This window comes from Pseudomonas sp. AC016 (genome assembly GCF_979253365.1).
Genome location: NZ_CEEDCC010000001.1, coordinates 5176240 through 5200911 on the forward strand (window position 1 = coordinate 5176240; position 24672 = coordinate 5200911).

The window sequence follows — 24672 nt, forward strand, 5'->3', positions numbered from 1 at the left end:
AAGGTAGGTTCCTGATCTACGAATTTCATTCACCCAGGCAGTTATTGCTAAGCTGCTGGAGTGTAGTTTTCAGGAAGGTACTTTCAATTTGACCACTGACCCGTTTCGTATACCCACAGATGCTGAAATCGCCAAGGCAGAGCGCAGCTTGAATTTTCCTTTTCCGGCCGCTTACATAGATTTTCTCAAAAGCGGGAGTAACGTCGCGAATGCCAGTTTCGAACCGGCCGTTATCCTCCCCGGTTCCAGCCATGTCGATTTGTTCGAGATTGCCCAAGTGGCATGGAATCAATTCAAGCTCCCGAAAAAATGGCTGCCCTTTATTGAAGACAATGGCGACTATTTCTGTGTTTCACAGAAAGGTGAAGTCAAATATTGGTCTCACAACGGACCTACCGATGAGAAATGGCCGGATTTCTCGTCCTGGTTCGAGCAGATCTGCGTGCGGTGTGAATGAGCATTTGCAGCGCTATGGCGAAAAGCTTACACGCGTAGACGTCATTGGCTCTTTGCACCGACCCCAAGCATAGGTAGGATCCAATTCAACAGCTGTAGCGAAGGAGCGGTGCAGCGATCAGGGAGGATCGACCATTGCCAGGAGGCTACTGACAGGATGTCGGGATGGTCATGTTTCGCAAAACGACCCGCTTCGGCGGGTTTTTTGCGTTTGGGCGATGTGATTCCGCGATGTTCGGCCGTGTGTGCGACAACCCTCTACGCCTTTGCGTCGGAAACTTCTATCGGGATATATCGTCTTCTTCAAGGAAGATAATGGCTCGACTGATAAACTCCGAAACCCAGCAAGGACGGCATATGAATTTCTTCAAAAAGCTTTTTGGTTCGTCGAAAACGTCTGCGCCTCAAAACACTCAGAGCACAACGCAATTTGAAGAATCGTTCGAAACGTCTTCAGGCGATGCCGAGTCGAACAATGAATCCGTCCGTCAGGCCAGCAGTGAGTGCCTGGACCGCCACTGGGCAACCGTTGGCAAGGTCGAGCAAGACGTCATTGCCTACCTCATCAGTCCGAGCTTCAATGGCGGGCCATACTGGCCTTCGACCCGGCAAGCCTATCGAGTGGTGCGCCGTGACCCCGCGATCATTCTTGCCACGGACGGGTTATCAGATCCTTTTGACGATGTTGAAGGCGCAGGCAACGGGTTCGAGATGGAGCTGTTTCTGGAAACCTCCGATATTCCAGATCATGCCCGCGGAGCAGCAGGAGACGTCGATCCTTTCAAGCGCAGCTGGGCATTCGAACTGCTTGAGCATGTAGCGAAGACAGTGGCGGACGCGGGCGGTGTCACTCATCAGCTCGCACAGTACGGCGTGTTATCGCTTGAACTGCCCGGCTTCAGTCAGTCCCATTCGATGAGCGACCAGATCCCTGATCTATTCGTGACCGAGGACGACTGTGCAGGTGTGCTGCTCGGTGGTCCCGAGCCAGATTTCTCCGTGCGGATCGAAGACATGCCGCTGTCACCCGTGACATTGGTGCCCATCGTGCTGATCACTGCTGCGGAACTTGAATATGTACGTTCGGGCGGGCGAGCGGCGCGCGAGGATCTGGTCAGTCGTTTGCAGTCTGCAGGCGTCGGTCATAAAAGCAGCCTGCAGCGCGCCAGCGTCGTGTGAGACGGACCACCGTCGCAGTGGCAACGACGACTTGACGCTATTCGTCGCTGCCTTGCCGGTCAGTGATAAGAAAGGTCAGAGACCTATGCTTCGTGAGCCTGCAGCAGTACCTTGCCATGCACATGCTCATTGGCAAGGTAATCCAGTGCTTCCCTGGCTTGCTCCAACGCAAACGTCTTCGCGATCACTACCGATACCTCGCCAGCGTCAACATACCCGGCCATCTCGGCAAGCTCCTGGCCGCGAGGATCGGCGATGAAGCGTGTTCCGGTCTTGCCGGCCGCCTGCGGATGATTGGCGTCGGGCATTTCCAGCGTCGAGACCAGCCGTCCGCCTTCGCCCAGCACCTGCCATGAACGCGACTGGGTTTCACCCCCGATCAGATCGATCACCAGATCAAAATCCTTGCAGATGTCTTCGAAGCGCTCGTCCTTGTAGTTGATGGCGCGATCCACCCCCAGCGACTCGAGAAACTGCAGGCCCTCGGCCGACGCGGTCGCGTAGACCTCGGCACCTTTGACCTTGGCGAATTGAACTGCCAGATGTCCGACGCCGCCGCTGCCACCGTGTATCAGCACCTTGTGTCCCTGTTCGATATGCCCATGCTCGACCAACGCCTGCCAGGCGGTGTGCCCCGCCAGTGGCAGGCCAGCCGCGGTCTGCCAGTCCAGTGCATCGGGAATGCGCGCCAGATGCTCGGCGGGCACGCGGGCGTATTCAGCGTAGCCACCGTCTGCCCCGATCATGCCGAATACACGGTCTCCCTCATTGAGCTCCAGCACACCGTCGCCTGTCTGCACGACCACTCCAGCCACCTCACGGCCAAGGGTCAGCGGCAGGCGATCTTCTTTGACTTCGGTGTACTGACCTTCGCGAATCTTGTAATCGACCGGGTTGATGCCGGCCATGATGACTTTCACCAGCACTTCGCCCGGCTGCGCCCGGGGTCTTTCCACGTCCTGCAGCGACATCACGTCAGGTCCGCCGAACGCTGCAATTCTGATGGCTTTCATTATTAATCACCTCGTTGATTCAATGATCAGATGAGGGTGTAGAAAAGACACGTGCCTGGTGGTTTAGTCGGATCCGGGCATCATCGACGAACGGTGGTGAATGGCTGCGTCCCAGTGCAATGCGGCCGAGCACGGCTCGCTGATGGACGACGTTCTGACGTCTGCTCTCAGGGCGTAATGGCGCCTGCTTTATTGGCAACTGCACTGACTGCCATTACCGCACTCTGTGTGCCTTCCCGCACGCCTGCCATTGCATCGCCTGCCGCATTGGCCAGTTGGACCCCGCGCTCTGCTGCGTCCTTGGACAGGTTGATACTGTCCACTGCCGTGCGCGTTTCCTGAAGAATAACGGCGATCATTTTGGCGATTTCCGTGGTGGACTGGCTGGTACGACTGGCCAGTTGCCGTACTTCGTCAGCCACGACCGCGAATCCCCGTCCTTGCTCGCCTGCGCGCGCGGCTTCGATGGCGGCGTTGAGTGCCAGCAGGTTGGTTTGGTCTGCAATGTTCTTGATCGTGTTGACGATCTTGGTGATGTGTTCGGAGCGGCTTCCCAGCTGGGCGACGAGCTGCGCGGAGTGTTCGATACTTTGCGAGATTTTCTGCATCTCGCTGACGGTGTCGTTGATGATCGTTGACCCCGATTCCACCAGCGTCTCGGTCCTTCTGCTGATCAGGTAGGCCTGGGATGCGCCGTGGGACTCTTTTTCGGCTTTTTGCACGCGGGTGGTGACGTCGCTGGCGAACTTGACCACCTTGTAAAGTTCGCCGTCAGCGTTGAAGACTGGGGTGTAGGAAGCTTCCAGCCAGACGGTATTGCCTTTTTTGTCCAGCCGCCTGTAAAGACCGCTTGAAAAACGCCCCGTCCGCAGTGTGTCCCAGAAGTCTGTGTACTGAGGGCTGTCGACGAATTCTCGGTCGCAGAACAGTCGATGATGTTTGCCGTTCAGGTCGTTGGCCGAATACCCCATGACCTTGAGGAAGTTTTCATTGGCTTCAAGAATGTTTCCCTGTGGATCGAATTCAATCATTGCCGTCGCCAGACTCAGTGCATTCATAACGCTGCGGGCCTTCAGCTCCTGCGAGACGGTGCCGGAAATATCAATACCGTAGAAGATGACACCGTCGATCGAGCCCTTTTCGGTGCGCAGCGGCGTATAGCTGCCCTCGAACCAGACAGAAACTCCTGTTTTTGCCACTCTTCTGAATGTGCCGAAAATACACTTGCCAAGTGCGAACGCCTCTCGAAATCCGGTGCAAGGTTGTTTTCGAACATGAAAGTCAGCTTCGTTCATGCTCACGACCTGTTCGACCGTGCAGGCCAGTGCATCTGCGAACTTTTCATTGGCGTGAGTGATAAAACCGTTGATGTCGATCCTTGCCATCGCCATGGTCTGGTTAATGGCCTGCGCAATGATTTCCCGGCCGGCTGCATCTTCAGGCGAGGGGGTGACCTTATTCTTGTTTTTCTTCATTAAAAACATGGTGCTCTCCGGCATAAATAGAATGAGTGATAAAACGATCGCTATAAAAAGACTTGGCCACTGGTAGAGCGCGTCAAGTGCATGTCCTGCAATCGTGCAACGGACAAAAGTGTCAGGTGATAGCCGCGTTCACGAGTTCATGATCCAGCCGATTGAGCACGGCGATGCACTCCAGCAGCCTGGCTTGACGCTGTGTGTCCACCGCGATGTTTTCCGATCCCGACAGTTCGTCGAGTTGTTGTAGGGTCAATCGGATCGAGGCCCTTGCACTTTGAATCACCAGCGTCAGGTTGAGCCTCACCTTGTCTTTCAAAGCTTCCAGTGAAGTCAGGAATCGCCTCAGATCACGCCTTGCAATCAGTGCGGGCAGGTCTTGATCGTGCCTGCTCAGGGTTTCGATGGTTTGGGTTACGGACTGGCTGATCAACGAAAACCGGTTTTCCAGGGTGCGCACCGAAAAGAGGATAGCGCTGACTTCATTGATGATCTGGTCAGTAAACTGTCGGTATCGAATAGCAGCCTCATCGTCATAACAAGTGGACTTCATCATGAACGGCTCCCGTCTTCAGTTAGTGGCCTTCTGATATCTACGCTATCTCGACGCCCTGTAAGACGCTATCCCTGGGAACAATTAAACCCGCGCTTTTCTTGAAAGCGTGCGCTTTTCTTGATGTCGGACTTTCGTTACAGCGGTCACATGATCGGGATGGTTTTCTGTCAGAGTTTCCGGCGTACACTGACGCAGGTTGAGAACGCAGGGGTCATGTGGGTAAGTGGATACGTATTATTTAACCGGGCTTGAAATTCGGGACGTCGAAAGAGCATCCGAGCACTTCCAGCTTTATGACAATTTTATGTCAATCAGTCCCGGCGAACAGGGCCGCTTCGATTACTGCAAACGTGTCTGCCTGCTGGGCAACTCCTTTGTTGCCAACTCGCTGAGTCAGTCTGGCTGGGGTTACCAGACGACCAATGTCATGGACGGTTTTCTGATGACCATTCCTCACGCAGGTTCGCTCAACTGGCAGACACGGACAGGCCGTTATAAAGTTGCACCCGGCTCGATAGCGTTAGTGGATCAGCGGGAGGTGTTCCAAGCCGCGTATGCGCCTGGCGTGCGCTACACCACCCTTTATTTTGCCCATTCAGACATGCTCAAGTACCTGACGTTACTCATCGGTGCCCCTCCTAAAACACGGATCTATTTCAGTCGGGGCGCCGCCAGTGCCGCACAGATCACTATCATTCTGAAGTTGGTGGATACGCTGTTCGAGGTAATGACCCACTCGCGAACGCCATTGATCAATGTGGCAAACAGTTTGAAGGAAAGTCTGATCGGTTTCGTGTTGTCCAATTTCGACAACAATTACAGCCGGGCGATGACAGGCACGTCGGCCAACACCACACCCACGCCGCATTCGATAAAGCTGGCAATGGATTTCATGGAGCACAATACCGACCCTCATCTGACGGTCGCAGAAGTGGCGGTGCACGCCGGTCTCAGCGTGCGCTCGCTGCAATCCGGGTTCAAGCGTTACAGGAACACCACGCCTATCGCGTTTCTGAGATACGTGCGGATAAATAAAGCACGGCGTCTGCTGTCCGCTTCCAGTAACCATCATAGCCCCAGACAGATTGCCGCACTGTGCGGATTTACCAATTATCACGTCTTCTGCAAGTACTACCTTGAAGCCTTCTTTGAGCACCCCAGCGTGACGTGCGGCAGAAACCGTCTGATTGATGAGTGCGGCTCATCGGTTCATGAGACAGGGGGCCGGTAGTCGCATGGTGGGCTGTCCACTAACGTGGGTATCGATTACCCGTTAGCAGGAGCTTACCGATGAGAACACTCGCAGCGTTATCGACCCTGGCCTCGATCCTGATGTCACCGTTGAGCGCAAACGCCGCCGATGCGTCCAGCGGGTCGACCATGAACATTGTTCGCAATGGCGCGCAGGCATCCATCGCGGGTGCACCGGCAACGTTTGTCGGTGCAGCCCGTATCGATCCGTTGTTTCCCGCAAGCGCGCCTTCACGCGTATCCGCCGCCTACGTGACGTTCCAGCCAGGCGCTCGATCCATGTGGCACACCCATCCGCTGGGACAGAACCTGGTCGTGACCGCCGGTACGGGCTGGATACAGCAGGAGGGTGGCGAGAAGCAGGTGATCCGGCCGGGCGATGTGATCTGGACACCGCCGGGCGTCAAGCACTGGCATGGGGCGACGTCCACCACCGGCATGACGCACATGGCCATTCAGGAAGCGCAGGACGGCAAGAACGTCGAATGGCTGGAGCCGGTCACGGATGCCCAGTACGAGGCCAGACGATGACGGCCGTCAAACTGATGCTCTCGACCTTCGCCGTTCTGCTCACCGCCTGTGCCGCCACTGACAAAGGACTTTCCAGCATGAATTTACCTGCAGTTCCCACGCCCGACGACGCACGCGCCGTTTCTCCGGCGCTGGCCCACACTACCGATGTACTGCTGCTGGGCGAGGTGTGGAAACGCCCCGGTCTGTCCCCGCGCGACAGAAGCCTGGTGACCGTGGCCGTGCTGATCTCGCGAGGTCAGACGGTCGAGATGGCGTACCACTTCAATAGGGCGCTGGACAATGGCGTCACGCCGTTGGAGCTTTCGGAAACCATCAATCACCTGGCGTATTACTCGGGCTGGGGCAATGCCACGGCGACACTTCTGGTCGCGAAGGATGTGTTTGCCGCACGCAACATTGGTGCCGATCAACTGGCTCCGGTCTCGCCGACCCGGTTGCCGCTCGACGAGGCCACTGAACAGGCGCGCGTCGCGCAGGTGGACAAGAACGTCGGTCCAGTAGCGCCTGGACTTGTCGAATACACCACCAGGGCGCTGTTTCGCGACCTATGGCTGCGGCCGGGTCTGGCGCCCAGGGACCGCAGCCTGATTACCGTCAGCTCGCTGGTCGCCAACGGGCAGGTAGCGCAGGTGACCTTTCACCTCAATCGCGCCATGGACAATGGCCTGAAGCAGAGCGAAGCGTCCGAAATGCTCACGCAGCTGGCGTTTTATGCGGGCTGGCCCAACACGTTCTCGGCGGTGCCGGTGTTCAAGGACGTGTTCAGCAAGCGTCAGGAAGGCTAGGGGCAGTGTCAGGGCAGGGCACCCATCGGCTGCAGTTCGCGGATCAGTTCGATCAGCAGACGCAGTCCGACGGGCACCTGCCTGAAGCTTGCGTAATAAGCGTGAAACCCCGGATCCACATGCGTCCAGTCTTCCAGCACGCGCTGCAATGAGCCGGCTGCAGTGTAGGGTTCGACGATGGCGGCCGGCACGTACATCAGCCCCGCGCCACGGGTGACCAGTGCAACGCCGATACGTGTTTCATCGATCGTTATGGTGCCCGGCACCTCGACTTCCAGTGCCTGGCCATCCTTCATGAACTGCCAGTCGTAGAGCCGTGCATTGCCCAGACGAATGCGCAGGCAGCGGTGCTGTTTCAAGTCCTCGGGATGCGTCGGTGTGCCGAAACGCTGCAGGTACTCAGGGGTGCCGACCACCGCCCAGGCAATGTCGGGCGACAACCGCTGGGCAATCATGTCTTCCGGGACGGTGCCGCCAAAGCGGATGCCCGCGTCATGCCCGTCGCCGATCACATCGACCATCTTGTTGGTCACGGTCAGGTCGATTTCGATGTCCGGGTAGCGTTCGATGAAGACCGGCAGGACCGGCCCCAGCAGCAATTCGGCCCCATCGCTCAGGACATTCAGGCGGATACGTCCGGCGGGTTCGTCACGCAGGCGATTCAGCGCTTCCAGTGCCTGCCCGATATCATGCACAGGGGCACTGATCAGTCCCTGCAGTTCTTCGCCTGCCACCGTCAGCGTCACGCTGCGGGTGGTGCGGTTGAGCAGACGCACACCCAGTCGCGCCTCAAGCCCTTTCATCGCATGACTGAGGGCCGAGGCACTGATGCCGACTTCAAGGCCCGCCTTGCTGAAGCTCTGATGTCGCGCAATGGCGAGGAAATAGACGATGTCTGCCAGATTTGCGCGGCTCAGTTGCATTCAGGACTCCATGGGCGAGGTGAGGGATCAGACGATTTCGGGCAAATGATCGATGAGTTTGTCCAGGGTGATCGGGTAGTCCCGAACCCTCACGCCGGTCGCGTTGTAGATGGCATTGGCAATCGCTGCAGCAGCGCCGGAAATGCCCAGCTCGCCCACGCCCTTGGCTTTCAGCGGCGTTGCGTACACGTCCACTTCATCGAGAAAGATCACGTCCTGATGCGGGATGTCGGCATGCACTGGTACTTCGTAGCCCGCAAGGTCATGGTTGACGAAGAATCCCAGGCGGTGGTCCACGACCAAGTCTTCCATCAACGCAGCACCTGCGCCCATCGTCATCCCGCCGATGATCTGGCTGCGGGCGGTCTTGGGGTTCAGAATCCTGCCCGCTGCGCATACCGCCAACTGGCGGCGAATCCGTACCTCGCCTGTCGCCGCGTTGACGCCGACTTCGACGAAGTGCGCACCGAAGGTCTGCTGAGCGTAGTCCTTGGCCAAGGTGCCGTATTCCATGAAGTCCTCGGCTTGAATTTCGCCCTGCGCCGCAGCCTGAGCCAGAGGCAGGCGCGTGTCGCCTTCGCGTACTTCACCCTCGGCAAACTCGGCTTTCTGCGGATCGAGTCCCAGTGTGCGGGCCACAGCTTCTCGAAGTTTGACGCAGGCGGCATAGACGCCCGCCGTTGATGAGGCCGCGCCCCATTGGCCGCCCGAGCCGGACGATTCCGGAAACCGTGAATCGCCCAGATGCACGACCACGCGGTCCATGTCCACGCCCATCATCTCCGCTGCCGTCTGGGCGATGATGGTGTAGGTGCCTGTTCCGATGTCGGTCATGTCGGTCTCGACCGTCACGATACCCTGACGATCGAGCCGGACGCGGGCGGCTGATTTGGTGGTTGGCGCGCCCCTGATCGCCGAAGCCACGCCGATGCCGATCAGCCAGCCGTCGTGCACTTCCTTGCCCGGCACAGGGTTGCGCTTGTTCCAGCCGAAGTGCTCGGCACCGGTGTTCAGGCACTCGACAAGCTGGCGTTTGGAGAAGGGCCGCGTGGGCTGTTCGGGATCGACCTGAGTGTCGTTCATGACCCGAAATTTCACCGGGTCGATGCCGAGCTTATCCGCCAGCTCGTCCATGGCGATTTCCAGCGCCATCATCCCCGGCGCTTCGCCCGGCGCACGCATGGCGCTGCCTTCTGCCAGGTCCAGCACGGACAGATTCAGGCGAGTCATCCGGTTGGCGCCCGCATACAGCCCGCGTGTGGATGCGGTAGCTGCTTCGGGCCTGCCGCCTGGCAGGTTGCCGGACCAGCTTTCATGGCCTATTGCTGTGAGGGTGCCGTCCTTGTCCGCCCCGATGCGAATTCGCTGAATGGTCGCCGGTCGGTGGGTCAGGTTGTTGAACATCAGCGAGCGGGGCAGGGTGACTTTGACCGGGCGTCTGGCCTCGCGTGCGGCCAGCGACGCCAGCACGACGTCGCACAGAATGGTGCCTTTGCCGCCAAACCCTCCGCCTATATAGGGAGAAATCATGTGGATGTCTTCCTTGCGAATACCCAGCGTTTTCGCCAGGTCCCGCACACCCCAGTTCATTTGCTGGATGGAGGTCCAGAGCGTCAGTTTGCTGCCGTTCCATTGGGCGATGGTGGCGTGGGGCTCCATCATGGCGTGGGCATGGTCAGGCGTGGAATAACGCTCATCGACCGTACATGCGGCTGCGCTGAATGCCGCCTCGAAATCGCCGATGCGGGTCTGTGCCGGCGGCCCGAAACCTGAAGGCGGTGGCGGCTTGGCTGAGTCCAGCGTCGCCGCCAATTCGAACGAGCCGGGTTCGCGAACGTAGTACACCCGAAGCAGTGCGGACGCGGCGCGCGCCTGCTCGAAAGTCTCTGCGACCACAACGGCGACGGCCTGATGGTAATGATCCACCTGAGGCCCCGCCAATGCACGGTCGACGTAAAACTCACCCCGGTCGAGCTTGCCGGCGTTTTCGTGGGTGACGATGGCGATCACGCCGGATGCCTTGCGCGCCTCGCTCGAATCAATCGAGGAAATCCGTCCCTTGCCGATGGCCGCGCCGACCACGTAGCCGTAAGCCGGATTGCTCACGGCCGCATTCTGCTCGTAAGCGTAGGTCGCGGTTCCGGTGGTCTTCAGCTTGCCGTCGATGCGGTCCGCAGGCGTGCCGATGACCTTGAGCTGATCGATGGGATTGGTGCTGGCAGGCGTATCGAATTTCATGGTCAGGTTTCCTGATCAAACGGACTGACGTCCAGCCGCTCATGCGGGCTGACGCTGCTGGCTTAAGAACGGGTTGGCTTACGCAGAGGCTTGCGTCAGTGCCAGGCCGATCGTGCGTTCCGCGAGTTTCACCTTGAAGGCGTTTTGCGGCGTCGGCTGTGCGTTGGCCAGCAACCGGGCTGCCACGGCGCGTGCGCCCTGCGGCAGGAGTGCATCGGCCTCTTCACTGCGCCAGGGCGTGTAGGCCACGCCACCCAGCGCGATCTGACCGGTCTTGTCCGGCTGCACAATCGCCGCCACCGAGATCAGCGCAAACGCGTAGGACGCCCTGTCGCGTACCTTGTAGTAAATGTGCCTGCCGCCCACCGGTTTTGGCAGCGTGACGGCGGTGATCAGTTCTCCCGGCATCAGGGTGTTTTCCAGATGAGGCGTGTCGCCCGGGGCCTTGTACAGTGCCTCGACCGGAAAGCTGCGAACCTGGCCGTCAGCGCCGAGGGTTTCCACGTGGGCACCCAGTACACGCATGCCCACCGCCATGTCGCTCGGATGGCTGGCGATGCAGGACGTGCTGACGCCAATGATTGCCTGCTGACGACTGACCCCGCCCAGTGCCGCACAACCGGCACCGGGGCGACGTTTGTTGCACGGCTGGTTCGTGTCGTAGAAGTAGGCGCAGCGTGTGCGTTGCAGCAGGTTGCCTGCAGTGGTCGCCTTGTTGCGCAATTGCCCGGAAGCGCCTGCCAGCAGTGATCGTGAGAGCACGCCATAGTCACGGCGGACCTCGGGCGCTGCGGCCAGATCCGTATTGCGCACCAGCGCGCCGATCCTCAGTCCGCCGTCAGCGGTTTTGGTGATGGTGTCAAAGCCCAGCCCATTGACGTCGATCAGGTGCTGGGGTGTTTCAATCTCCAGTTTCATCAAGTCCAGCAGGTTGGTGCCGCCTGCAATGAATTTCGCGCCTGGCTGTCTGGCGGCCGCTGCGACCGCCTGTTCCGCCGAGGTCACGCGCTCGTAGGTGAATGACTTCATGCCGACGCTCCCGCGACTTCCTCAATCGCCTCGATGATGTTGGAGTAGGCGCCGCAACGGCAGATATTGCCGCTCATGCGCTCGCGCATCTCCGCAGTGGAAGCGATCAGCGGGGCGCTCAGGTCCTGGGTGACATGGCTCGGGATGCCCGCCTTGATTTCATCGAGCATGGCGACGGCCGAGCAGATCTGACCGGGCGTGCAATAGCCGCACTGGTAGCCGTCATGCTTCACGAACGCCGATTGCATCGGGTGCAGACGTTCAGGGGTGCCAAGGCCTTCGATGGTGGTAATGGTGTCGCCTTCATGCATGACGGCCAGCGTCAGACATGCGTTGATCCTGCGCCCCTCGACGATCACCGTGCAGGCCCCGCATTGGCCATGGTCACAGCCTTTCTTGGTGCCGGTCAGGTGCAGGCGCTCGCGCAGAACATCCAGAAGCGTGGTGCGGTTGTCGACGTCCAGGCTGTAGCGTCTGCCGTTGAGCGTGAACGCTACGTGGCTGCTGGCGGGCGCGTCTGCTGACCCTGCAGAGGTGTCTTGAGCCGCTTGCGCGAACTCGGTTGATGCCAACGCTGCTGTCACGGCCGATCCTGCCGTACCGATCAGAACCTGTCGCCGCGACAGTCTGAGCCCGTCGCCGGATGGAGTTCGAGGGTTCATCAACATCTCCTTTTTGCGCGTGTATTGGCTGCAGCCACCTTCTTGGTTGGGTTGGAAAAGCCGCCCATGCTGTGAACATGAGGCTATGGGATAGAGCGGCGGTTGATAATGCCTGTATCCAGAATGCACTTGTGAACAGTGCTCATGAATGCCTCAAGCGTCTTTCTCGCCGAGGCTGCGTGGGCTTCCTGCGCACAGTCCGATCATCACGAAATCCATCAGCCTGGCCAGACGCGGGCGCCAGTCGCACTGCGAGTCTCGCTGTGAGTCGATCTGCCAGATGCCGGCAATCGCCAGAAAGAAGTCATCCGTAGTGATTCCGGCGCGAATCGTTCCGGCCGCTTCGTTGGCTTTCAGCAGAAGCTCGGCTGCGTTCTGCACCGGTGCGTACCCTGACTTGCCTGGAAACTCCCGCGTGGCGGCAGCCTGGCGGATGGCGGTCGCAAGCCCTGCCTTGGTCATCGCATATTCGGCAAGGCTGTTCATCCAGTCGCGCAGGGCCTGCTCGGGTGGTCGGTCGGCCAGATACTGTTCCGCCAGCGCTGCCACTTGCTGCATCTCGAACTGATAGACCTCGAACACCAGGTCCTCGCGGCTGGCGAAGTGCCGATAGAACGTGCCTTGGCCGACGCCTGCCTTTTTCGCGATCACGCTCAGTGCAACCGCAGGGTCGAGCGTCAGTTCGGCCACGGCGACCTTCAATATGCGTTCCCGGTTTTTTCTGGCGTCGGAACGCATTGACGTGTCGTCACTCATGGACAATCCCTTTCTTCGTATTGCAAAGCGGACAACTGTCCGGTAGTTTGCTCAAGCGGACATTTGTCCGCTTATGGCGATGACGGAGTTTACTATGAACGGTACAGGTAACACGATTCTGGTCACAGGCAGTACGTCAGGCATCGGCCTGGGTCTGGCGCTTCGGCTGCACAAGGCGGGCAACAAGGTCATCGTTGCCGGGCGACGCAAAGAGATTCTCGACGAGATTACCTCGCAACATCCCGGCATCGATTCGGTGGTACTGGACGTGAGCAGTCCCGAGTCGATTCAACAGGCTACCGACGTGCTCGCAAGCAGCCATCCGGACCTCAACGTGCTGATCAACAGCGCAGGCATCATGCACTGGGAAGACCTGACCGACCCTGCGTACCTCGGCACGGCCGAAGACATCGTGACTACCAACCTGCTCGGCACGATTCGCATGGTGTATGCACTGACGCCCCGGCTGCTCAAGCAACCTCACGCCACCATCATCAACGTCAGCTCGGCATTGGCCTTCGTACCGCTGCCAGCAACCGCGACCTACAGTGCAACCAAGGCGGCGGTTCACTCGTTCACGCAAAGCCTGCGGGTGCAACTGGCGGACTCCTCTGTAGAAGTCATCGAGCTGGCGCCACCGGGTGTGCGCACGTCGCTGCTCGGTCAGGAAAATGACGAACGCGCGATGCCGCTGGAGGAGTTTCTGGATGAGATATTCGGTCTGCTCGAGATCAAGCCGACGCCATCCGAACTGGTTGTCGAGCGAGCCAAGGGGCTGCGGTTTGCCGAGGCGAACGGTTCGTTTGGCGAGGTGTTGACGATGCTTGCGGGCATCAAGCCGCATTGATCTTAGTGACAGGCGAGGGGAGGTTATTGTGAACGGTGACAGTCTTCGAGCCGCTTGAACTCAAGCGGCCCGAAGCGTTGAGGGTTACTGGTTACGCGTCACTCGCCACACGGTGTTGGCCAGGTCGTCCGCAATGATCAGCGCACCTTTCGGGTCGACCGTCACACCGACCGGGCGGCCTCGGGTCTTGCCATCGTCGCCACGGAAACCCGTTGCGAAGTCCAGCGGTTCGCCCGAAGGCTTGCCATTGCTGAACGGTACGAAGATCACTTTGTAGCCGACCGGATTGTCGCGGTTCCAGCTGCCGTGTTCGCCAACAAAAACGCCATTGGCAAACTTGTCGCCCATTTCCGGGATGGAGAAATCCACGCCCAGTGCGGCTACGTGCGAGCCAAGGCTATAGTCCGGTTTGATCGCGGCGGCGACTTTCTCCGGATTTTGCGGCTGGGCGCGGGTATCGACATTCTGGCCCCAGTAGCTGTAAGGCCAGCCATAGAAACCGCCTTCCTTCACCGAACTCAGATAATCGGGCACCAGATCCGGACCCAGTTCGTCACGCTCATTGACCACGGCCCACAACTGCCCGGTTTCAGGCTGAATGGTCAGCGCGGTCGGGTTGCGAATGCCGGTGGCGTAAGGCTTGTGCGCGCCAGTCGCGGCATCGATCTGCCACACCATCGCACGATCGATCTCTACTTCCATGCCGCGTTCGGTGACGTTGCTGTTGGAGCCGATGCCGACGTACAGGAAGCGGCCATCCGGGCTGACGGTTAACGCTTTGGTCCAGTGATGGTTGATGGCCGAGGGCAGGTCGGTGACTTTGGTCGGCGCGCCGCTGGCCTGGGTCTGTCCTTCCTGATAATCGAAACGCACCAGCGCGTCCTGATTGGCCACATACAATTTGCCATCGGCAAACGCGAGGCCGTAAGGCGCGTTGAGGTTTTCGGCGAACACCGTCTTGGTTTCGTAAGTACCGTCGCCGTCAGCGTCACGCAGCAATGTCAGGCGGTTGCCGCCTTTGACCTTGGTGTTGCCCTCGGCCTTGATCACGCTGGCGATAACATCCTTCGGCTTGAGCTTGGCAGCGCTGCCACCGCGGCCTTCGGCCACGATAATGTCGCCGTTGGGCAGGACCAGGGTCTGACGCGGGATGCGCAAGTCGGTCGCGATAGCGGTGATCTTGAATCCTTCAGGTACGGTCGGCTTCTGGTCACCCCAGGCCACGGGCTCGGCAATCTTCATGCTCGGCAGCAGGCCGCGTTGCGGTTCCGGCAGTTTAGGGTCCGGGCCGCGCGCCTGAGTACTGTCCGGCTCACCGCCACAGGCGCTCAGAAGCAGCGCCATGCTCAAGGCTGTCAGTGCGATTTGAGGTCTCATTGCTCATCTCCCGAACGCAGGTTGGTCAGTCCGATCCAGGCGGCCACGACAGCCAGCAGGGTCACGATGACTGAAAGCACCAGGCCCGAAGGCATGACAGCCCAAGCGTCCTTGGCGTGCTCGAACGCGTTGACCAGCCCCAGCACCCAAGTGATCAGCAACAGCAGGAAATACAGCACCGGACGCCCGGACTTGTGCTCTGCACGGACCAGATTCACCAGCGCGAACAACAGCGCAAAACCACAGAACACCAGCGCCCCGGCGATCAGCCAGGCGGCGAAATTGGCCCACTGGATCTGGAAGGTCTGGTAGTAGGCAATGTCACTCAACAATGCACCAAGAAACAACGGCACGGTCCCGGCCAGCAGGATCGCGTGAAGCGGGCCTGGTGTCCTTCGGTAAGCGGGATGGGCGGTAACGGTCATAGCGGCTCCTTATCGTTCAGCGATGCCCGGCCAGGTCACGGCACGAATTTACCGGCCGCCGGGGTCGCGTTGACTGCGCATAGGAAAGGATCGTGCCGCCAAAGCGATAGTTCAGTGAGTTTTCATGTCGAAATGTGTTGAAGGATCAATGGCACCGGAAATGGGTGGCAGCCGCTGTCTGAAGCGTTTGCGCGTGCCTGCAGGCAATGCTGAAATGTACGCAGGCTCAGCGCAGAGCATTAAAGCGGATGCTGATCCACGAGTTGCAAGACAGCCTGATGAGCTTCAGGAAAACCTGCCCAGTAAATATGTCGCGCGCCTTCGATCATCAACAGCCGTGAGCCTGGTATGCGGTCGATAAGGCGCTCAGCATTGGTCGGTAATGTCAGCGTGTCATCGGAGCCATGAATGACGAGCGTTGGCGCAACGATCGTCGGCAGTGCACGCCAAGCGTCGTGTTCGGTCGATGCGGTGAGATGCATCTGAAATGCCCGCCGGTCACGCGGATTTGGCGCACCGCTCCTTGCAAGCTCGGGATTCGCGCCAATCCACGACTCAGTGAAGCACAATCGCTGCATTGAAACTGGATCACCACTGGATAATGCGACAGTCGCCTCAACAGTTCTCGCTACTCCATGCCTGTCGCCGGGGGATGTTGCGCCGAGTATGAGCGCGCCAACCCTTTCCGGGTAATCGATAGCGAACCACTGCGCGATACGTCCCCCCATCGAATGGCCGTAGACATGCGCACGCTGAATGCCGAGCGCATCGAGAATCGTGACTGCGTCACGCGCGAAATCGCGCGTCGACCACTCATCAGGAAAAGCCGCATCGCTGCGCCCCGTACCGCGATGGTCGAAATAAATGACACGATGTGCGCGTGACAATTCAGGCAACGCGATGCGCCATGCATCATGGTCGCACCCATTGCCGGCAATCAACAGAATCGGCGTACCTACTGTGCCCAACGTATCGAACCAAAGTTGCGTGCCGTCGAAACTGGTTGCGTAACCCATGTCTGAATTCACCGTCGTGAGGGCGCCTGATGGCGCATTAGTAGGGGAATATTATTCAGCACTTCCCGTTTCAGGGCACGGTAGAATTCCGATAATTCATGGTGTTTTTCGGACAAATCGATGTCTCGCTCACCTCTTGCTCGACCTGGGCGCGCGCACGGATCAACGATCTCACCTGTCATCCGTCCGCCTGACCTTTGGTATGAACCAGCCTCGCCCGGCCAGTTGGACATAGAGATCTGCAAGCTATCCGTACTGCGTCGTCGTGTTCAGGGGCACGGTCTTTCGACCGCGCATCGTCATACCGCGCACATGCTGCTGTGCGTCACGCGCGGCAGTTGTAGACAGATTGTGGATTTTGAAACCGAACCCTGCAGTGCCGGCACATTTCTCGCGCTACGACCTGGACAGGTTCACGATCTTGGTCGCGAGACCGACTGGGATGGATGGATGGTATTTTTCCGCCCTGAGTTCATTCGTTCCGAGACTGAGGAAACGGTGTATTCCATGGGGAGGGCGTCGGGTTCGGAATCGCCGCATGTTTTACTCAATGCGCGTGAACTGCGCATAGTCTCTAGTGCTATCGGACGCATGCACGCTGATGCGGAATCCGATTTGCCGCGCGACATAGTGGAACCTTTGTTGCGACATCAACTTTATGCCTTATTGCTTCGGGTGCATGCTGCGCACGCTCAACACTCGCCTCGCGACGGCGCGCGCGATGAAGTTCGACTCCGCTTCAATCGATTTGCTCGGCTGGTGGATGCCCATTTCACCACGCGTCATCAGGTAGCTGCGTACGCGTCTGAACTAGGCTGTTCGGAAAAAACCTTGTTGCGTACAACCCGCGAAATAGCAGGCGTTGGCGCGAAAGCATTTGTCGTTGCCCGAATCAGTCTTGAGGCGAAGCGGCTGCTCGCTCATACAACAATGACCATAACAGCGATCAGCGAGCAACTTGGATTCGATGAAGCAACCAATTTCGTGAAGTTTTTCAAGCGCGAGGTCGGTTGCGTCCCGGAACAATTTCGACGGCGTCATGGCATGTTCTGATACTGGGTCGCAAAGTCTTGCGCTTCAGCCATTGACGGCCAGGATCATATCAGGCGCCGATTTCATCAAAATCCAGATTTGCACTCTGTAACTATTAGTACGGTGTTTATCGGTTACAATAGCCGCCAGAATTTCAGGAGTACTGTAATGACCCCCTCTGGCTCGACCGCCCAGCTTCCGGCCCCTTTGATACTCGCCGACCACCCCGCGCTGGATCTGCTCAACACCCGAATGATGGTTGATGGGCAGCGCCGCGATCTGCTCACCAGTCACGCGTCGGCGACTCAATGGCTTGAACAGGTTGGTCTGGGAAGTGGTGCGTTTGATGAGCGCTTGCTCGATGAGCTGCGAGAACTGCGCGAGAGCATCGAACAGCTTGTCCAGGCGCGTCTGGAGAACAGCGTTGCGGATCCGTCACGGTTGAATGCCTTTCTGCTCAGGGCTGTTCCGCAGTTGGTGTGGGAGCCGTCAAAGGCGCCTGAGCTGGACCGTTTCTGTCAGCCGAATGCCACGGATCGTGTTGTAGCCGAGATCGCTTTCGGGGCCGCGCAATTGCTGGCTGAAGGGGACTCATCGCTGCTGCGCAAGTGTGAAAGTCATGAGTGTTCGCTCATGTTTTACGACCGCACCAAATCGCACAAACGTCGCTGGTGCAGCATGGCGCTGTGCGGCAATCGTCACAAGGTGGCCGAGTTTCGCAAGCGCAAGCAGGAAGCGAAAGGTTAGGTTGCGTTCAAGGTTTGCAGATACTGCCCGCTATCGCATCCAGCTCGCGGTCATAGCTGGCGCGCTCTCCGGCACTGAGAAAACCCTGGGTCTTCACGAAACCTGCGCTGTCGGAGCGAATTTTCTCGATGCGGTTGTACAACTGGTCAGCCTGCTTTTGCGGCAGATGTCCGGCTCTGTAGAGGCTACCGATGTCCGCCTGCAAAACACTGGCTCGTGTCGAAATATGTGCTTCATTTCTGTCGGTGATCGAGCCGCCGGTCCTGCCTTCAAGTGCACGCTGCTCGACAAGGTTGCAACCTGACAGCGTCGGTGCGGGTTGAGCCGCAAGGGCGCTCAGGCTCAGTGTCGCAAAGGCTGCGGCTACAAGGATTCTCATGGTTTTTCGTGTAACTCCCCTAGTTGAACGCCCACGCCGACGTTTTGTGTAAAATCCAGGATCAGTTCTTTTCCACAGAGGGCGGATTATCCTGGCGGTAAGTATGGCTCGGCTTGATTACCAGTTGCTTCACTTGGTTGTCCAAGTCCTTGCTGTGGTAAAGGTCCAGGCATTTGAGCAATTCAAAACGAACGCCCTTCATCTCGGACTCCACCAATGGATTCTGATAATCCCGTGCAAGAAAACGATCAATCAAGGGCTTCCCTGCGGTAGGGGCTTTTTCCAGATCGAAGTAGGTCCAGTCCATCAGGGCACTGGCGCTGCTTCCGGCATCCTTGGCCGCTTGCGGTTCGTTCTGGTAGGCAGTAGCAATGCAGTCTGCGAGCACCATGTCCTTATAGTTCTGCGCATAAGTGCGGCCGCCTGCTTGCGGAGCGTGGACCGTGTCATCCTTGGCCTGGCTGATGAAAGGGATGGTCGCAAGAGCCAGTACTACCATTGCGGACACGTATCTCATCAACGCAGGCTCCAGAAGTTTGCGCGGTCAGTCTGATAGTTCGTCCCCGCTTCGTTGAAATAGCAATGGTCATAGCACATGCTGCCATCGAACAGGGTGGCGTGTCCCAAAGCATCTGACCAGCCGGATACTTCAAAGAGGATAAGTCCTTTTTTACCTGCCAGTGGGCCTCCATCGGCCGCCGGGTATTTAACGGTCTCGGCTTCACCCCACTGACGTTCAAGATAGGAAATGAGGTTTTTGACGCGGAAAAAGTACCAGCGCTTATCCGCGCCCGACACGGTCTCTCCAGCGATGTTTGGAATGAGCGAACCTGAATAATTCAAGATATAACTCATGCGAACGGCGCACGTGTTTACCCATCTGCGCTTGGGGTCACGGCTGTTGACGTTGATCGCGACGTTACCGCCGATGACGGTTGCCACTTTTTCGGACGAGTTCTGGGCATCATATATTCGCTGAGAAGCAGCCCATGCGCTGGAGAACGAAGGTCGAATCATGTCTCATCCTTGATGCAGGTCGTCGAAGGTGGTGGCAGTTTAATCTTCCGTTTGATTGATGACGATACTGGCAGCGCGCTATTAATTTGAGACACCGGACAGTCAGCCCGACCGGTGTCGGTTCAGGCCTTGGTTCAAGGAATCAAACGCTCACGACGCAGTTTTTCAAACACTTCGAAAAACGCATCATCACTTGCCTTGAACGCCGTGAAGCCCAGTTTGCGGCTTTTCGACATGTCGGTGACAACTTCAATCGGACGACCCAGGTCGGCATCGGTGTGCCACGGTGAGATCAGGCGATTGATATCGCCTTCCTTGAGCTGGTGTTTGCTGACGATGTCGGTCCAGGCCTTCTGGTCATTGGCCATCTGCTCTTCCAGCGGCGCGGGCTGCGCAGGGAAGTCGGCTGCCTGCAGGCCGAAGTAGTCGGCGATCTGGCCCCACATCCAGCTCCAGCGGAACACGTCGCCGTTGGTGATGTTGAAGGCCTGATTGGCTGCTTCAGGCGTTGTCGCCGCCCACAGCTGTTGCTGAGCGAGCTGGCGGGCGTCGGTCATGTCGGTGAGGCTGTCCCACTGGACGCGCGAGCCAGGGAACACGAAAGGACGGCCTGTGGCCTTGCAGATGGTCGCGTAGACGGCGAGGGTGGTCGCCATGTTCATCGCGTTGCCGACTGCCACACCGGTCACGGTGTGCGGACGATGCACACTCCAGGTGAAGCCGTCTTTTTCGGCAGCGGCGTAGACCTCATCTTCCTGCGCGTAATAGAAGTTCTCGATATCGAGGCGCGGCTGGGTTTCCCTGAACGGTGTCTGGGGCAGCGTGCCTTTGCCATAGGCTTCGAACGGGCCGAGGTAGTGTTTGAGGCCGGTCACCAGCGCCACGTGCTGCATGCTTTTGGCCGGGCGGACTGCGTCCAGCACGTTACGCACCATGGCTGCGTTGACGCGGATGTTCTCGGCTTCGGTGGCCTGACGCGACCAGGTGGTGATGAATACGTGAGTCGGCTTGAGGTCTTTCAGTGCTGCGTTCACCGACGCCGGATCCTGAAGGTCGGCAGCCACCGGAATCACGCCGGGCACGGAAGAAGGGCTACGGGAGAGGGCGGCAACCTGCCAATTGTTTTCCAGCAACAATTGCGTGATTGCGCTGCCGACAATGCCACTTGCGCCAACAACCAGAGCGGTCTGGGTCATGGGGTTTCTCCTGTGAATGAATGATCAGTCATGGAGGTTCTGAACCACTTTGTACCAGACGGTTCAATCTGATCTTCATCAGTCCGTCGAGGCAGGTTTTGCTTTGTGCCGTCGACAGCGCTCCGAGCAGTAGCGCACCTCATCCCAACAGCGCGCCCATTTTTTCCGCCAGGTGAACGGTAGCCCGCACACGACGCAGGTCTTGACTGGAAGCTCGCTCTTTTTCAAATCGACTCCCCGGCGTCCAGTCTGGCGAGCAGCGTCTGGCCTCGATCCCAAAGGGCGTCCAGCTTGGCTTCGTTCATACGGTCGAGGTTTTTGTACACCATCCCCAGGCGTTGATTGCTGCGTAGCAGGTCGCCGTGGCGCATCAGGAAATGCCAGTACAGCGCGTTGAACGGGCAGGCGTCTTCAGTGGTGCTTTCGCTCACTTTATAGTGGCAGTCGCGGCAGTAATTGGACATGCGCTTGATGTACTGGCCGCTGGCGCAGTAGGGCTTGGAGCCCAGATACCCGCCGTCGGCGTGCATGACCATGCCCAGCGTGTTGGGCAGCTCCACCCAGTCGAAGGCGTCCATGTAGATCGCCAGATACCATTCGCAGATTTCAGTCGGTGCGATGCCAGCTATCAGGGCGAAGTTGCCGGTCACCATCAGGCGTTGAATGTGGTGTGCGTAGGCGTATTCCAGGCTCTGGCCGATGGCATGACGCATGCAGTTCATCTTCGTGTCACCGGTCCAGTAGAACTCTGGAAGCGGCCGGGTGTTGCCGAACCGGTTGCCGGTGGCGTATTCCGGCATTCTCAGCCAGTACACGCCGCGCACGTACTCGCGCCAGCCTATCAACTGGCGGATGAAGCCCTCGGCGGCATTCAGGGCAATCTGCCCCGACCAGTAAGCGGCTTCCACATCGCTGCACACCTGACGCAGATCCAGTAGACCGATGTTCAGTGCGGCGCTGATGCGGGCGTGGAACAGGAACGGCTCGTTGCTGGCCATTGCATCTTGATAGTCACCGAAGGCGGCCAGACCGAAATCCAGAAAGTAGGCCCAGAGCGCCTGGGCATCGGCGTGGGTGACCGGGTAATCGAATGTGTCCACAGCGCCGTAGTGGCTGGCGAAGCGTTCCTTCACCAGCGTCATGACCTGCCGGGTGATGGCGTCTGGCGCGAAGCGTGCGGGGTAGGGGGCGGTGACGCCTTTGGGCAGCGCCTTGCGGTTTTCGGCGTCGAAGTTCCAGGCGCCGCCCACCGGCGTGCCGTCGCCATTGAGCAGCAGCCCGCTCTTGCGGCGCATTTCGCGGTAGAAGAATTCCATGCGCAGCTGCTTCTTGCCCTGTGCCCAGTTCGAGAATTCGGTGCGCGAACACAGGAAGCGGCCATCGACATGCCACTGGATCGGCAGGTCCGTGTCCTTGATCGACTGCTCCAGACGCCAGTCGCCGCATTCGGTGATGTGCACTTTGTCAGCCTGCAACAGCGACTGCCAGCGGCGCAGCTCGCCGGGCACCGAGCCTGTGTTGTCCGGGTCATCAAGGGCGACGTACTGCACCTGAAAGCCGCGTTCGCGCAGGCTGTCTGCGAAGTGGCGCATGGCGCTGAAGATCAGGATGATCTTTTGCGGATGATGCGGCACATGGGTGGCTTCTTCCATCACTTCGACCAGCAGAACCGTGTCGCTTTCTGCGTTCAGATCCTGCAGCGACGCCAGGTCGAAAGACAGCTGATCGCCGAGGACAAGGCGCAGACGTTGAGGTGCTTTCATTCGGGCAGGATCCGGAAATGCAGCGAAAGGGTGATCATCAGGTATTGGCGTGGCAGCTCAGCAGGGTCAAGGCTGACAGCGTGTGGCCATCGGTGATTTCACCTCTGAGGATCATGTGCTGAACGTCTTTGAGGCTCTTGATCATGATGTTATCCACCTCGCCGTCGGTTTCTCCGCTGACGTCGCCCGACACCTCGACGATGCACACCGACACGGCGCTGGCCAGCAGTGAGGTGTTGCTGTGCAGCTTGCCGATCTCGGTGGTTTTCAGGGCCACCATGCCGGTCTCCTCAAGTAACTCGCGTACGGCCGCTTCGACCGCCGTTTCTCCATCGTCGATCTTGCCGCGCGGGAACTCGATGGACATCTGGCCGATGGCGCGACGCATCAGCGACGCGAGCACCACACGGCCGTCCGGCAGAACGGGCACGACCACTACGCCGTTGATGGGATTGGGCTCTTTGATGATCTTGTAGCCCTGGCCTTCGGGCCGGGTTCCGTCATTGACGTCGATAACGTCGAAGAACCGGGTGCTCAACAGGGTGGTGACAACGGGTTCTTTCGTGGGTGCGCTCATGTGCATGTCCTTGGCTGGCTCATCATGTCTTTTCAGGCAAACGAACGATCAAAGTAGAAGATTCTGCCAGGCTTGAGGTTCTCGACCGTGGCCTGCGCCTTGATGCCTTCGCCGGACTTCTTGCGCCCGGTTTCCTTTATGTAGCCTTCTTCCGTCAGCTTGATCAGCCGCTGGCGCATGCTCGACTTGAGGACCGGACGACCCAGCGCCACAGAGTAAATGGCTGTCGCTTCAGGCGCGCTGAATTCACTCCCCAGAAACAGCAGGGGCAGGCTGGAGTAGAGCGACTTCGAATACAAACGTTCAGCGGTCTGGTCGATGAGGTCGTTGTGGTCGAAGGGCAGCAGGCTTTCACGGCTCAGCAGCGCTTGAAGCGGCACGAATTTCTGTCGCTCGTTCAGGTTGGCGTCCTGATCCAGAATGGCGAGGTAGAACGTCGAGGATGACCAGCATCTGGGGTCGCGAAACGCATTGCCCACGGTGCCGACCTGCTCGATAAAGCCAAGCCTGACGCCGATCTTTTCCGACTCGATCAGGCGCTTGACCCCGGCGTCCATCGACACATCGCGCACCTCGCCATTGAGTACCAGGCCTGGCAGCGCCCAGCTTTCCTCAAAAGGCTCGCTGGGGCGTTTGTGCAGCAGAACCTCAAGCGCCTGGGTCTTGCGACAGTAGCGCAGGACCACGAGGTCGATGGTGTGCAGATAGTCCATTTTCGGCGGGGTGTCGTGTTCGGTCTGGCTCATGTCAAACGGCACCTGATGCGTAAATGTCGTAGTTTAACGGATCAAGCCCCGGCGCAATCCAGTGCGTGGGGAGCGGGGCGCCTTCCAGCAGTTGCTTGCGTAAGGCAGTGCTGCGTACGCCAATCTGTTCGGGGGCGATGATCACCGAGAAGGTTTCAAGCAGCTCGGGTCCCAGATAAAAGCCGGGCAGGGCGTCAGCCACGTCCTGACCGACCACCAGTGCGATGCTTTTCGGCGCGCAGCCTGTAGTGTCCGCAAGGCAGGTCAGCAGGTTGAAACTGTAGACTGGCCCCGGGCTCTGGCTGAAGAGTTCACGTTCGATATCGCTGACCGACAGCTCACCGCCGCACTGATTGCGAACGTTGTCTGTAATCAGGCGCAGCCATTGAAGACGAAGGTCGTAATCCACCATGACCTTGCCATAAGGGTGCTGATAAGACGGCACCACCATCGTGAACCTTGCCTGTCGGGAGGCGTGAATCATGACATTGGCATGGCCGGCGTGGGGTGGATTGAATGCTCCACCATAGACTGCGATCTCGTACATGGCGTTCTCCTTTGAGTCAAAAAGTACACTAGATGTACTTAATGATCAATCGACGTTTTTGCATGGCATCCCATCTGCACGGTTCGCTTATCCCAATCAAAAGTATTAAGGAAGCTCACGTGAGAATAAATTGAAATTAGCGT

General features: G+C 58.6%; 28 protein-coding genes and 2 pseudogenes. 8 read left to right on the forward strand and 22 right to left on the reverse strand.

Translation table 11 applies throughout. From position 1 onward, the window contains the following. Positions 1-88: 88 nt before the first annotated feature. Together AC0IXS_RS23365 and AC0IXS_RS23370 are read left to right on the forward strand one after the other, a co-directional pair. Positions 89-457 carry an SMI1/KNR4 family protein gene (locus AC0IXS_RS23365; protein ID WP_057410016.1) on the forward strand — a complete coding sequence of 123 codons (369 nt, stop codon included), beginning with the start codon at positions 89-91 and terminating at the stop codon, positions 455-457. A 356-nt stretch (positions 458-813) separates the two neighbouring features. Further along, positions 814-1635 carry a suppressor of fused domain protein gene (locus tag AC0IXS_RS23370; protein WP_057410017.1) on the forward strand — a complete coding sequence of 274 codons (822 nt, stop codon included), beginning with the start codon at positions 814-816 and terminating at the stop codon, positions 1633-1635. An 83-nt stretch (positions 1636-1718) separates the two neighbouring features. On the opposite strand, the gene AC0IXS_RS23375 is transcribed toward AC0IXS_RS23370, so the two are convergent. The 5 genes and pseudogenes from AC0IXS_RS23375 to AC0IXS_RS23395 form a co-directional block, all read right to left on the reverse strand. Further along, the gene (locus tag AC0IXS_RS23375) at positions 1719-2648 is read right to left on the reverse strand and encodes an NADP-dependent oxidoreductase (protein WP_471825797.1); all 930 of its coding nucleotides are present in this window, start codon (positions 2646-2648) and stop codon (positions 1719-1721) included. 167 nt (positions 2649-2815) lie between these two features. Further along, the gene (locus AC0IXS_RS23380; RefSeq protein ID WP_410200381.1) at positions 2816-3256 is read right to left on the reverse strand and encodes a methyl-accepting chemotaxis protein; all 441 of its coding nucleotides are present in this window, start codon (positions 3254-3256) and stop codon (positions 2816-2818) included. Between the two features lie 111 nt (positions 3257-3367). Then, positions 3368-3706 (reverse strand): annotated as a pseudogene (locus AC0IXS_RS23385) (PAS domain-containing protein); the annotation flags it as partial. 33 nt (positions 3707-3739) lie between these two features. Beyond that, positions 3740-4147 (reverse strand): annotated as a pseudogene (locus tag AC0IXS_RS23390) (PAS domain-containing protein); the annotation flags it as partial. Positions 4148-4244: 97 nt separating this feature from the next. Further along, on the reverse strand, positions 4245-4682 hold the full coding sequence (locus tag AC0IXS_RS23395; protein WP_122555385.1) for a hypothetical protein: 438 nt from the start codon (positions 4680-4682) through the stop codon (positions 4245-4247). Between the two features lie 223 nt (positions 4683-4905). On the opposite strand from AC0IXS_RS23395, the gene AC0IXS_RS23400 reads away from it, so the two are divergent. Genes AC0IXS_RS23400 through AC0IXS_RS23410 form a run of 3 tightly spaced genes read left to right on the forward strand, consistent with a single transcriptional unit; the run spans position 4906 to position 7252 of the window. Then, a complete protein-coding gene (locus tag AC0IXS_RS23400; RefSeq protein WP_122555384.1) occupies positions 4906-5913 on the forward strand; it encodes a helix-turn-helix transcriptional regulator in 1008 nt (335 codons plus the stop codon). Between the two features lie 59 nt (positions 5914-5972). Continuing rightward, positions 5973-6464 carry a (R)-mandelonitrile lyase gene (locus tag AC0IXS_RS23405; RefSeq protein WP_193557048.1) on the forward strand — a complete coding sequence of 164 codons (492 nt, stop codon included), beginning with the start codon at positions 5973-5975 and terminating at the stop codon, positions 6462-6464. Beyond that, positions 6461-7252: a carboxymuconolactone decarboxylase family protein gene (locus tag AC0IXS_RS23410; RefSeq protein ID WP_122555383.1), complete on the forward strand. Its 792-nt coding sequence runs from the start codon at positions 6461-6463 to the stop codon at positions 7250-7252. Before AC0IXS_RS23405 ends, AC0IXS_RS23410 begins: the two co-directional genes overlap by 4 nt. An 8-nt stretch (positions 7253-7260) precedes the next feature. Here the strand turns inward: AC0IXS_RS23410 and AC0IXS_RS23415 are convergent, their stop codons facing one another. The 5 genes from AC0IXS_RS23415 to AC0IXS_RS23435 form a co-directional block, all read right to left on the reverse strand. After that, on the reverse strand, positions 7261-8175 hold the full coding sequence (locus AC0IXS_RS23415; RefSeq protein ID WP_471825800.1) for a LysR family transcriptional regulator: 915 nt from the start codon (positions 8173-8175) through the stop codon (positions 7261-7263). Positions 8176-8202: 27 nt separating this feature from the next. After that, positions 8203-10413 carry an aldehyde oxidoreductase molybdenum-binding subunit PaoC gene (gene paoC / locus AC0IXS_RS23420; RefSeq protein WP_471825802.1) on the reverse strand — a complete coding sequence of 737 codons (2211 nt, stop codon included), beginning with the start codon at positions 10411-10413 and terminating at the stop codon, positions 8203-8205. A 78-nt stretch (positions 10414-10491) separates the two neighbouring features. After that, on the reverse strand, positions 10492-11442 hold the full coding sequence (locus AC0IXS_RS23425) for an FAD binding domain-containing protein (RefSeq protein ID WP_122415571.1): 951 nt from the start codon (positions 11440-11442) through the stop codon (positions 10492-10494). Further along, positions 11439-12104, reverse strand: a complete 666-nt coding sequence (gene paoA, locus AC0IXS_RS23430) for an aldehyde dehydrogenase iron-sulfur subunit PaoA (protein WP_122438170.1) — start codon at positions 12102-12104, stop codon at positions 11439-11441. Before paoA ends, AC0IXS_RS23425 begins: the two co-directional genes overlap by 4 nt. A gap of 153 nt (positions 12105-12257) precedes the next feature. Next, positions 12258-12860 carry a TetR/AcrR family transcriptional regulator gene (locus tag AC0IXS_RS23435; RefSeq protein ID WP_025996375.1) on the reverse strand — a complete coding sequence of 201 codons (603 nt, stop codon included), beginning with the start codon at positions 12858-12860 and terminating at the stop codon, positions 12258-12260. 94 nt (positions 12861-12954) lie between these two features. On the opposite strand from AC0IXS_RS23435, the gene AC0IXS_RS23440 reads away from it, so the two are divergent. Next, complete coding sequence (locus tag AC0IXS_RS23440; protein ID WP_217662497.1) at positions 12955-13707, forward strand: SDR family oxidoreductase; 753 nt, start codon at positions 12955-12957, stop codon at positions 13705-13707. Between the two features lie 84 nt (positions 13708-13791). On the opposite strand, the gene AC0IXS_RS23445 is transcribed toward AC0IXS_RS23440, so the two are convergent. The 3 genes from AC0IXS_RS23445 to AC0IXS_RS23455 all read right to left on the reverse strand — a co-directional run bounded on the left by AC0IXS_RS23445 (position 13792) and on the right by AC0IXS_RS23455 (position 16525). Further along, positions 13792-15084, reverse strand: a complete 1293-nt coding sequence (locus tag AC0IXS_RS23445; protein ID WP_004882903.1) for a PQQ-dependent sugar dehydrogenase — start codon at positions 15082-15084, stop codon at positions 13792-13794. Next, positions 15081-15509, reverse strand: a complete 429-nt coding sequence (locus AC0IXS_RS23450) for a DUF2231 domain-containing protein (protein ID WP_217662498.1) — start codon at positions 15507-15509, stop codon at positions 15081-15083. The genes AC0IXS_RS23445 and AC0IXS_RS23450 overlap by 4 nt, the downstream gene beginning before the upstream one ends. A 239-nt stretch (positions 15510-15748) precedes the next feature. After that, positions 15749-16525 carry an alpha/beta fold hydrolase gene (locus tag AC0IXS_RS23455; protein WP_449125168.1) on the reverse strand — a complete coding sequence of 259 codons (777 nt, stop codon included), beginning with the start codon at positions 16523-16525 and terminating at the stop codon, positions 15749-15751. 120 nt (positions 16526-16645) lie between these two features. Between AC0IXS_RS23455 and AC0IXS_RS23460 the strand changes: the two genes are divergently transcribed. Further along, complete coding sequence (locus tag AC0IXS_RS23460) at positions 16646-17578, forward strand: AraC family transcriptional regulator (protein WP_449125169.1); 933 nt, start codon at positions 16646-16648, stop codon at positions 17576-17578. Between the two features lie 147 nt (positions 17579-17725). Further along, entirely contained in the window at positions 17726-18304 is a 579-nt protein-coding gene (locus tag AC0IXS_RS23465) for a CGNR zinc finger domain-containing protein (RefSeq protein WP_471825806.1), read from the forward strand. Between the two features lie 7 nt (positions 18305-18311). On the opposite strand, the gene AC0IXS_RS23470 is transcribed toward AC0IXS_RS23465, so the two are convergent. From AC0IXS_RS23470 to AC0IXS_RS23510, 9 genes are all read right to left on the reverse strand, one after another. Then, on the reverse strand, positions 18312-18683 hold the full coding sequence (locus AC0IXS_RS23470) for a hypothetical protein (protein WP_471825808.1): 372 nt from the start codon (positions 18681-18683) through the stop codon (positions 18312-18314). 61 nt (positions 18684-18744) lie between these two features. Continuing rightward, positions 18745-19200, reverse strand: coding sequence for a type VI secretion system amidase immunity protein Tai4 (locus tag AC0IXS_RS23475; protein ID WP_122689439.1), 456 nt, complete (start codon positions 19198-19200; stop codon positions 18745-18747). After that, a complete protein-coding gene (locus tag AC0IXS_RS23480) occupies positions 19200-19700 on the reverse strand; it encodes a type VI secretion system amidase effector protein Tae4 (protein ID WP_057410034.1) in 501 nt (166 codons plus the stop codon). The genes AC0IXS_RS23475 and AC0IXS_RS23480 overlap by 1 nt, the downstream gene beginning before the upstream one ends. Positions 19701-19834: 134 nt before the next feature. Continuing rightward, positions 19835-20896 carry an SDR family oxidoreductase gene (locus AC0IXS_RS23485; protein ID WP_471825811.1) on the reverse strand — a complete coding sequence of 354 codons (1062 nt, stop codon included), beginning with the start codon at positions 20894-20896 and terminating at the stop codon, positions 19835-19837. A gap of 78 nt (positions 20897-20974) precedes the next feature. Continuing rightward, positions 20975-21124, reverse strand: coding sequence for a DUF2256 domain-containing protein (locus tag AC0IXS_RS23490; protein ID WP_074454589.1), 150 nt, complete (start codon positions 21122-21124; stop codon positions 20975-20977). Then, positions 21121-22659, reverse strand: a complete 1539-nt coding sequence (locus AC0IXS_RS23495) for a cryptochrome/photolyase family protein (protein ID WP_122667547.1) — start codon at positions 22657-22659, stop codon at positions 21121-21123. The genes AC0IXS_RS23490 and AC0IXS_RS23495 overlap by 4 nt, the downstream gene beginning before the upstream one ends. 37 nt (positions 22660-22696) lie before the next feature. Then, on the reverse strand, positions 22697-23236 hold the full coding sequence (locus AC0IXS_RS23500) for an NUDIX hydrolase (protein ID WP_137202423.1): 540 nt from the start codon (positions 23234-23236) through the stop codon (positions 22697-22699). Positions 23237-23268: 32 nt separating this feature from the next. Then, positions 23269-23982 (reverse strand): NUDIX hydrolase, encoded by a 714-nt coding sequence (locus AC0IXS_RS23505; protein ID WP_137202424.1) that lies wholly within the window; start codon positions 23980-23982, stop codon positions 23269-23271. A 1-nt stretch (position 23983) separates the two neighbouring features. Beyond that, the gene (locus AC0IXS_RS23510) at positions 23984-24529 is read right to left on the reverse strand and encodes an adenylyltransferase/cytidyltransferase family protein (RefSeq protein WP_122667544.1); all 546 of its coding nucleotides are present in this window, start codon (positions 24527-24529) and stop codon (positions 23984-23986) included. Between the last annotated feature and the right edge of the window lie 143 nt (positions 24530-24672).

Bases quoted from the DNA above. Each gene is read 5' to 3' on its own strand.
- AC0IXS_RS23380 (WP_410200381.1), bottom strand. From the start codon at position 3,256: ATGCAGAAAATCTCGCAAAGTATCGAACACTCCGCGCAGCTCGTCGCC.
- AC0IXS_RS23435 (WP_025996375.1), bottom strand. From the start codon at position 12,860: ATGAGTGACGACACGTCAATGCGTTCCGACGCCAGAAAAAACCGGGAA.
- AC0IXS_RS23395 (WP_122555385.1), bottom strand. From the start codon at position 4,682: ATGATGAAGTCCACTTGTTATGACGATGAGGCTGCTATTCGATACCGA.
- AC0IXS_RS23475 (WP_122689439.1), bottom strand. From the start codon at position 19,200: ATGAGATACGTGTCCGCAATGGTAGTACTGGCTCTTGCGACCATCCCT.
- AC0IXS_RS23370 (WP_057410017.1), top strand. From the start codon at position 814: ATGAATTTCTTCAAAAAGCTTTTTGGTTCGTCGAAAACGTCTGCGCCT.
- AC0IXS_RS23505 (WP_137202424.1), bottom strand. From the start codon at position 23,982: ATGAGCCAGACCGAACACGACACCCCGCCGAAAATGGACTATCTGCAC.
- AC0IXS_RS23375 (WP_471825797.1), bottom strand. From the start codon at position 2,648: ATGAAAGCCATCAGAATTGCAGCGTTCGGCGGACCTGACGTGATGTCG.
- AC0IXS_RS23450 (WP_217662498.1), bottom strand. From the start codon at position 15,509: ATGACCGTTACCGCCCATCCCGCTTACCGAAGGACACCAGGCCCGCTT.
- paoC (WP_471825802.1), bottom strand. From the start codon at position 10,413: ATGAAATTCGATACGCCTGCCAGCACCAATCCCATCGATCAGCTCAAG.
- paoA (WP_122438170.1), bottom strand. From the start codon at position 12,104: ATGAACCCTCGAACTCCATCCGGCGACGGGCTCAGACTGTCGCGGCGA.
- AC0IXS_RS23425 (WP_122415571.1), bottom strand. From the start codon at position 11,442: ATGAAGTCATTCACCTACGAGCGCGTGACCTCGGCGGAACAGGCGGTC.
- AC0IXS_RS23440 (WP_217662497.1), top strand. From the start codon at position 12,955: ATGAACGGTACAGGTAACACGATTCTGGTCACAGGCAGTACGTCAGGC.
- AC0IXS_RS23480 (WP_057410034.1), bottom strand. From the start codon at position 19,700: ATGATTCGACCTTCGTTCTCCAGCGCATGGGCTGCTTCTCAGCGAATA.
- AC0IXS_RS23460 (WP_449125169.1), top strand. From the start codon at position 16,646: ATGTCTCGCTCACCTCTTGCTCGACCTGGGCGCGCGCACGGATCAACG.
- AC0IXS_RS23510 (WP_122667544.1), bottom strand. From the start codon at position 24,529: ATGTACGAGATCGCAGTCTATGGTGGAGCATTCAATCCACCCCACGCC.
- AC0IXS_RS23455 (WP_449125168.1), bottom strand. From the start codon at position 16,525: ATGGGTTACGCAACCAGTTTCGACGGCACGCAACTTTGGTTCGATACG.
- AC0IXS_RS23445 (WP_004882903.1), bottom strand. From the start codon at position 15,084: ATGAGACCTCAAATCGCACTGACAGCCTTGAGCATGGCGCTGCTTCTG.
- AC0IXS_RS23405 (WP_193557048.1), top strand. From the start codon at position 5,973: ATGAGAACACTCGCAGCGTTATCGACCCTGGCCTCGATCCTGATGTCA.
- AC0IXS_RS23415 (WP_471825800.1), bottom strand. From the start codon at position 8,175: ATGCAACTGAGCCGCGCAAATCTGGCAGACATCGTCTATTTCCTCGCC.
- AC0IXS_RS23465 (WP_471825806.1), top strand. From the start codon at position 17,726: ATGACCCCCTCTGGCTCGACCGCCCAGCTTCCGGCCCCTTTGATACTC.
- AC0IXS_RS23410 (WP_122555383.1), top strand. From the start codon at position 6,461: ATGACGGCCGTCAAACTGATGCTCTCGACCTTCGCCGTTCTGCTCACC.
- AC0IXS_RS23500 (WP_137202423.1), bottom strand. From the start codon at position 23,236: ATGAGCGCACCCACGAAAGAACCCGTTGTCACCACCCTGTTGAGCACC.
- AC0IXS_RS23495 (WP_122667547.1), bottom strand. From the start codon at position 22,659: ATGAAAGCACCTCAACGTCTGCGCCTTGTCCTCGGCGATCAGCTGTCT.
- AC0IXS_RS23485 (WP_471825811.1), bottom strand. From the start codon at position 20,896: ATGACCCAGACCGCTCTGGTTGTTGGCGCAAGTGGCATTGTCGGCAGC.
- AC0IXS_RS23470 (WP_471825808.1), bottom strand. From the start codon at position 18,683: ATGAGAATCCTTGTAGCCGCAGCCTTTGCGACACTGAGCCTGAGCGCC.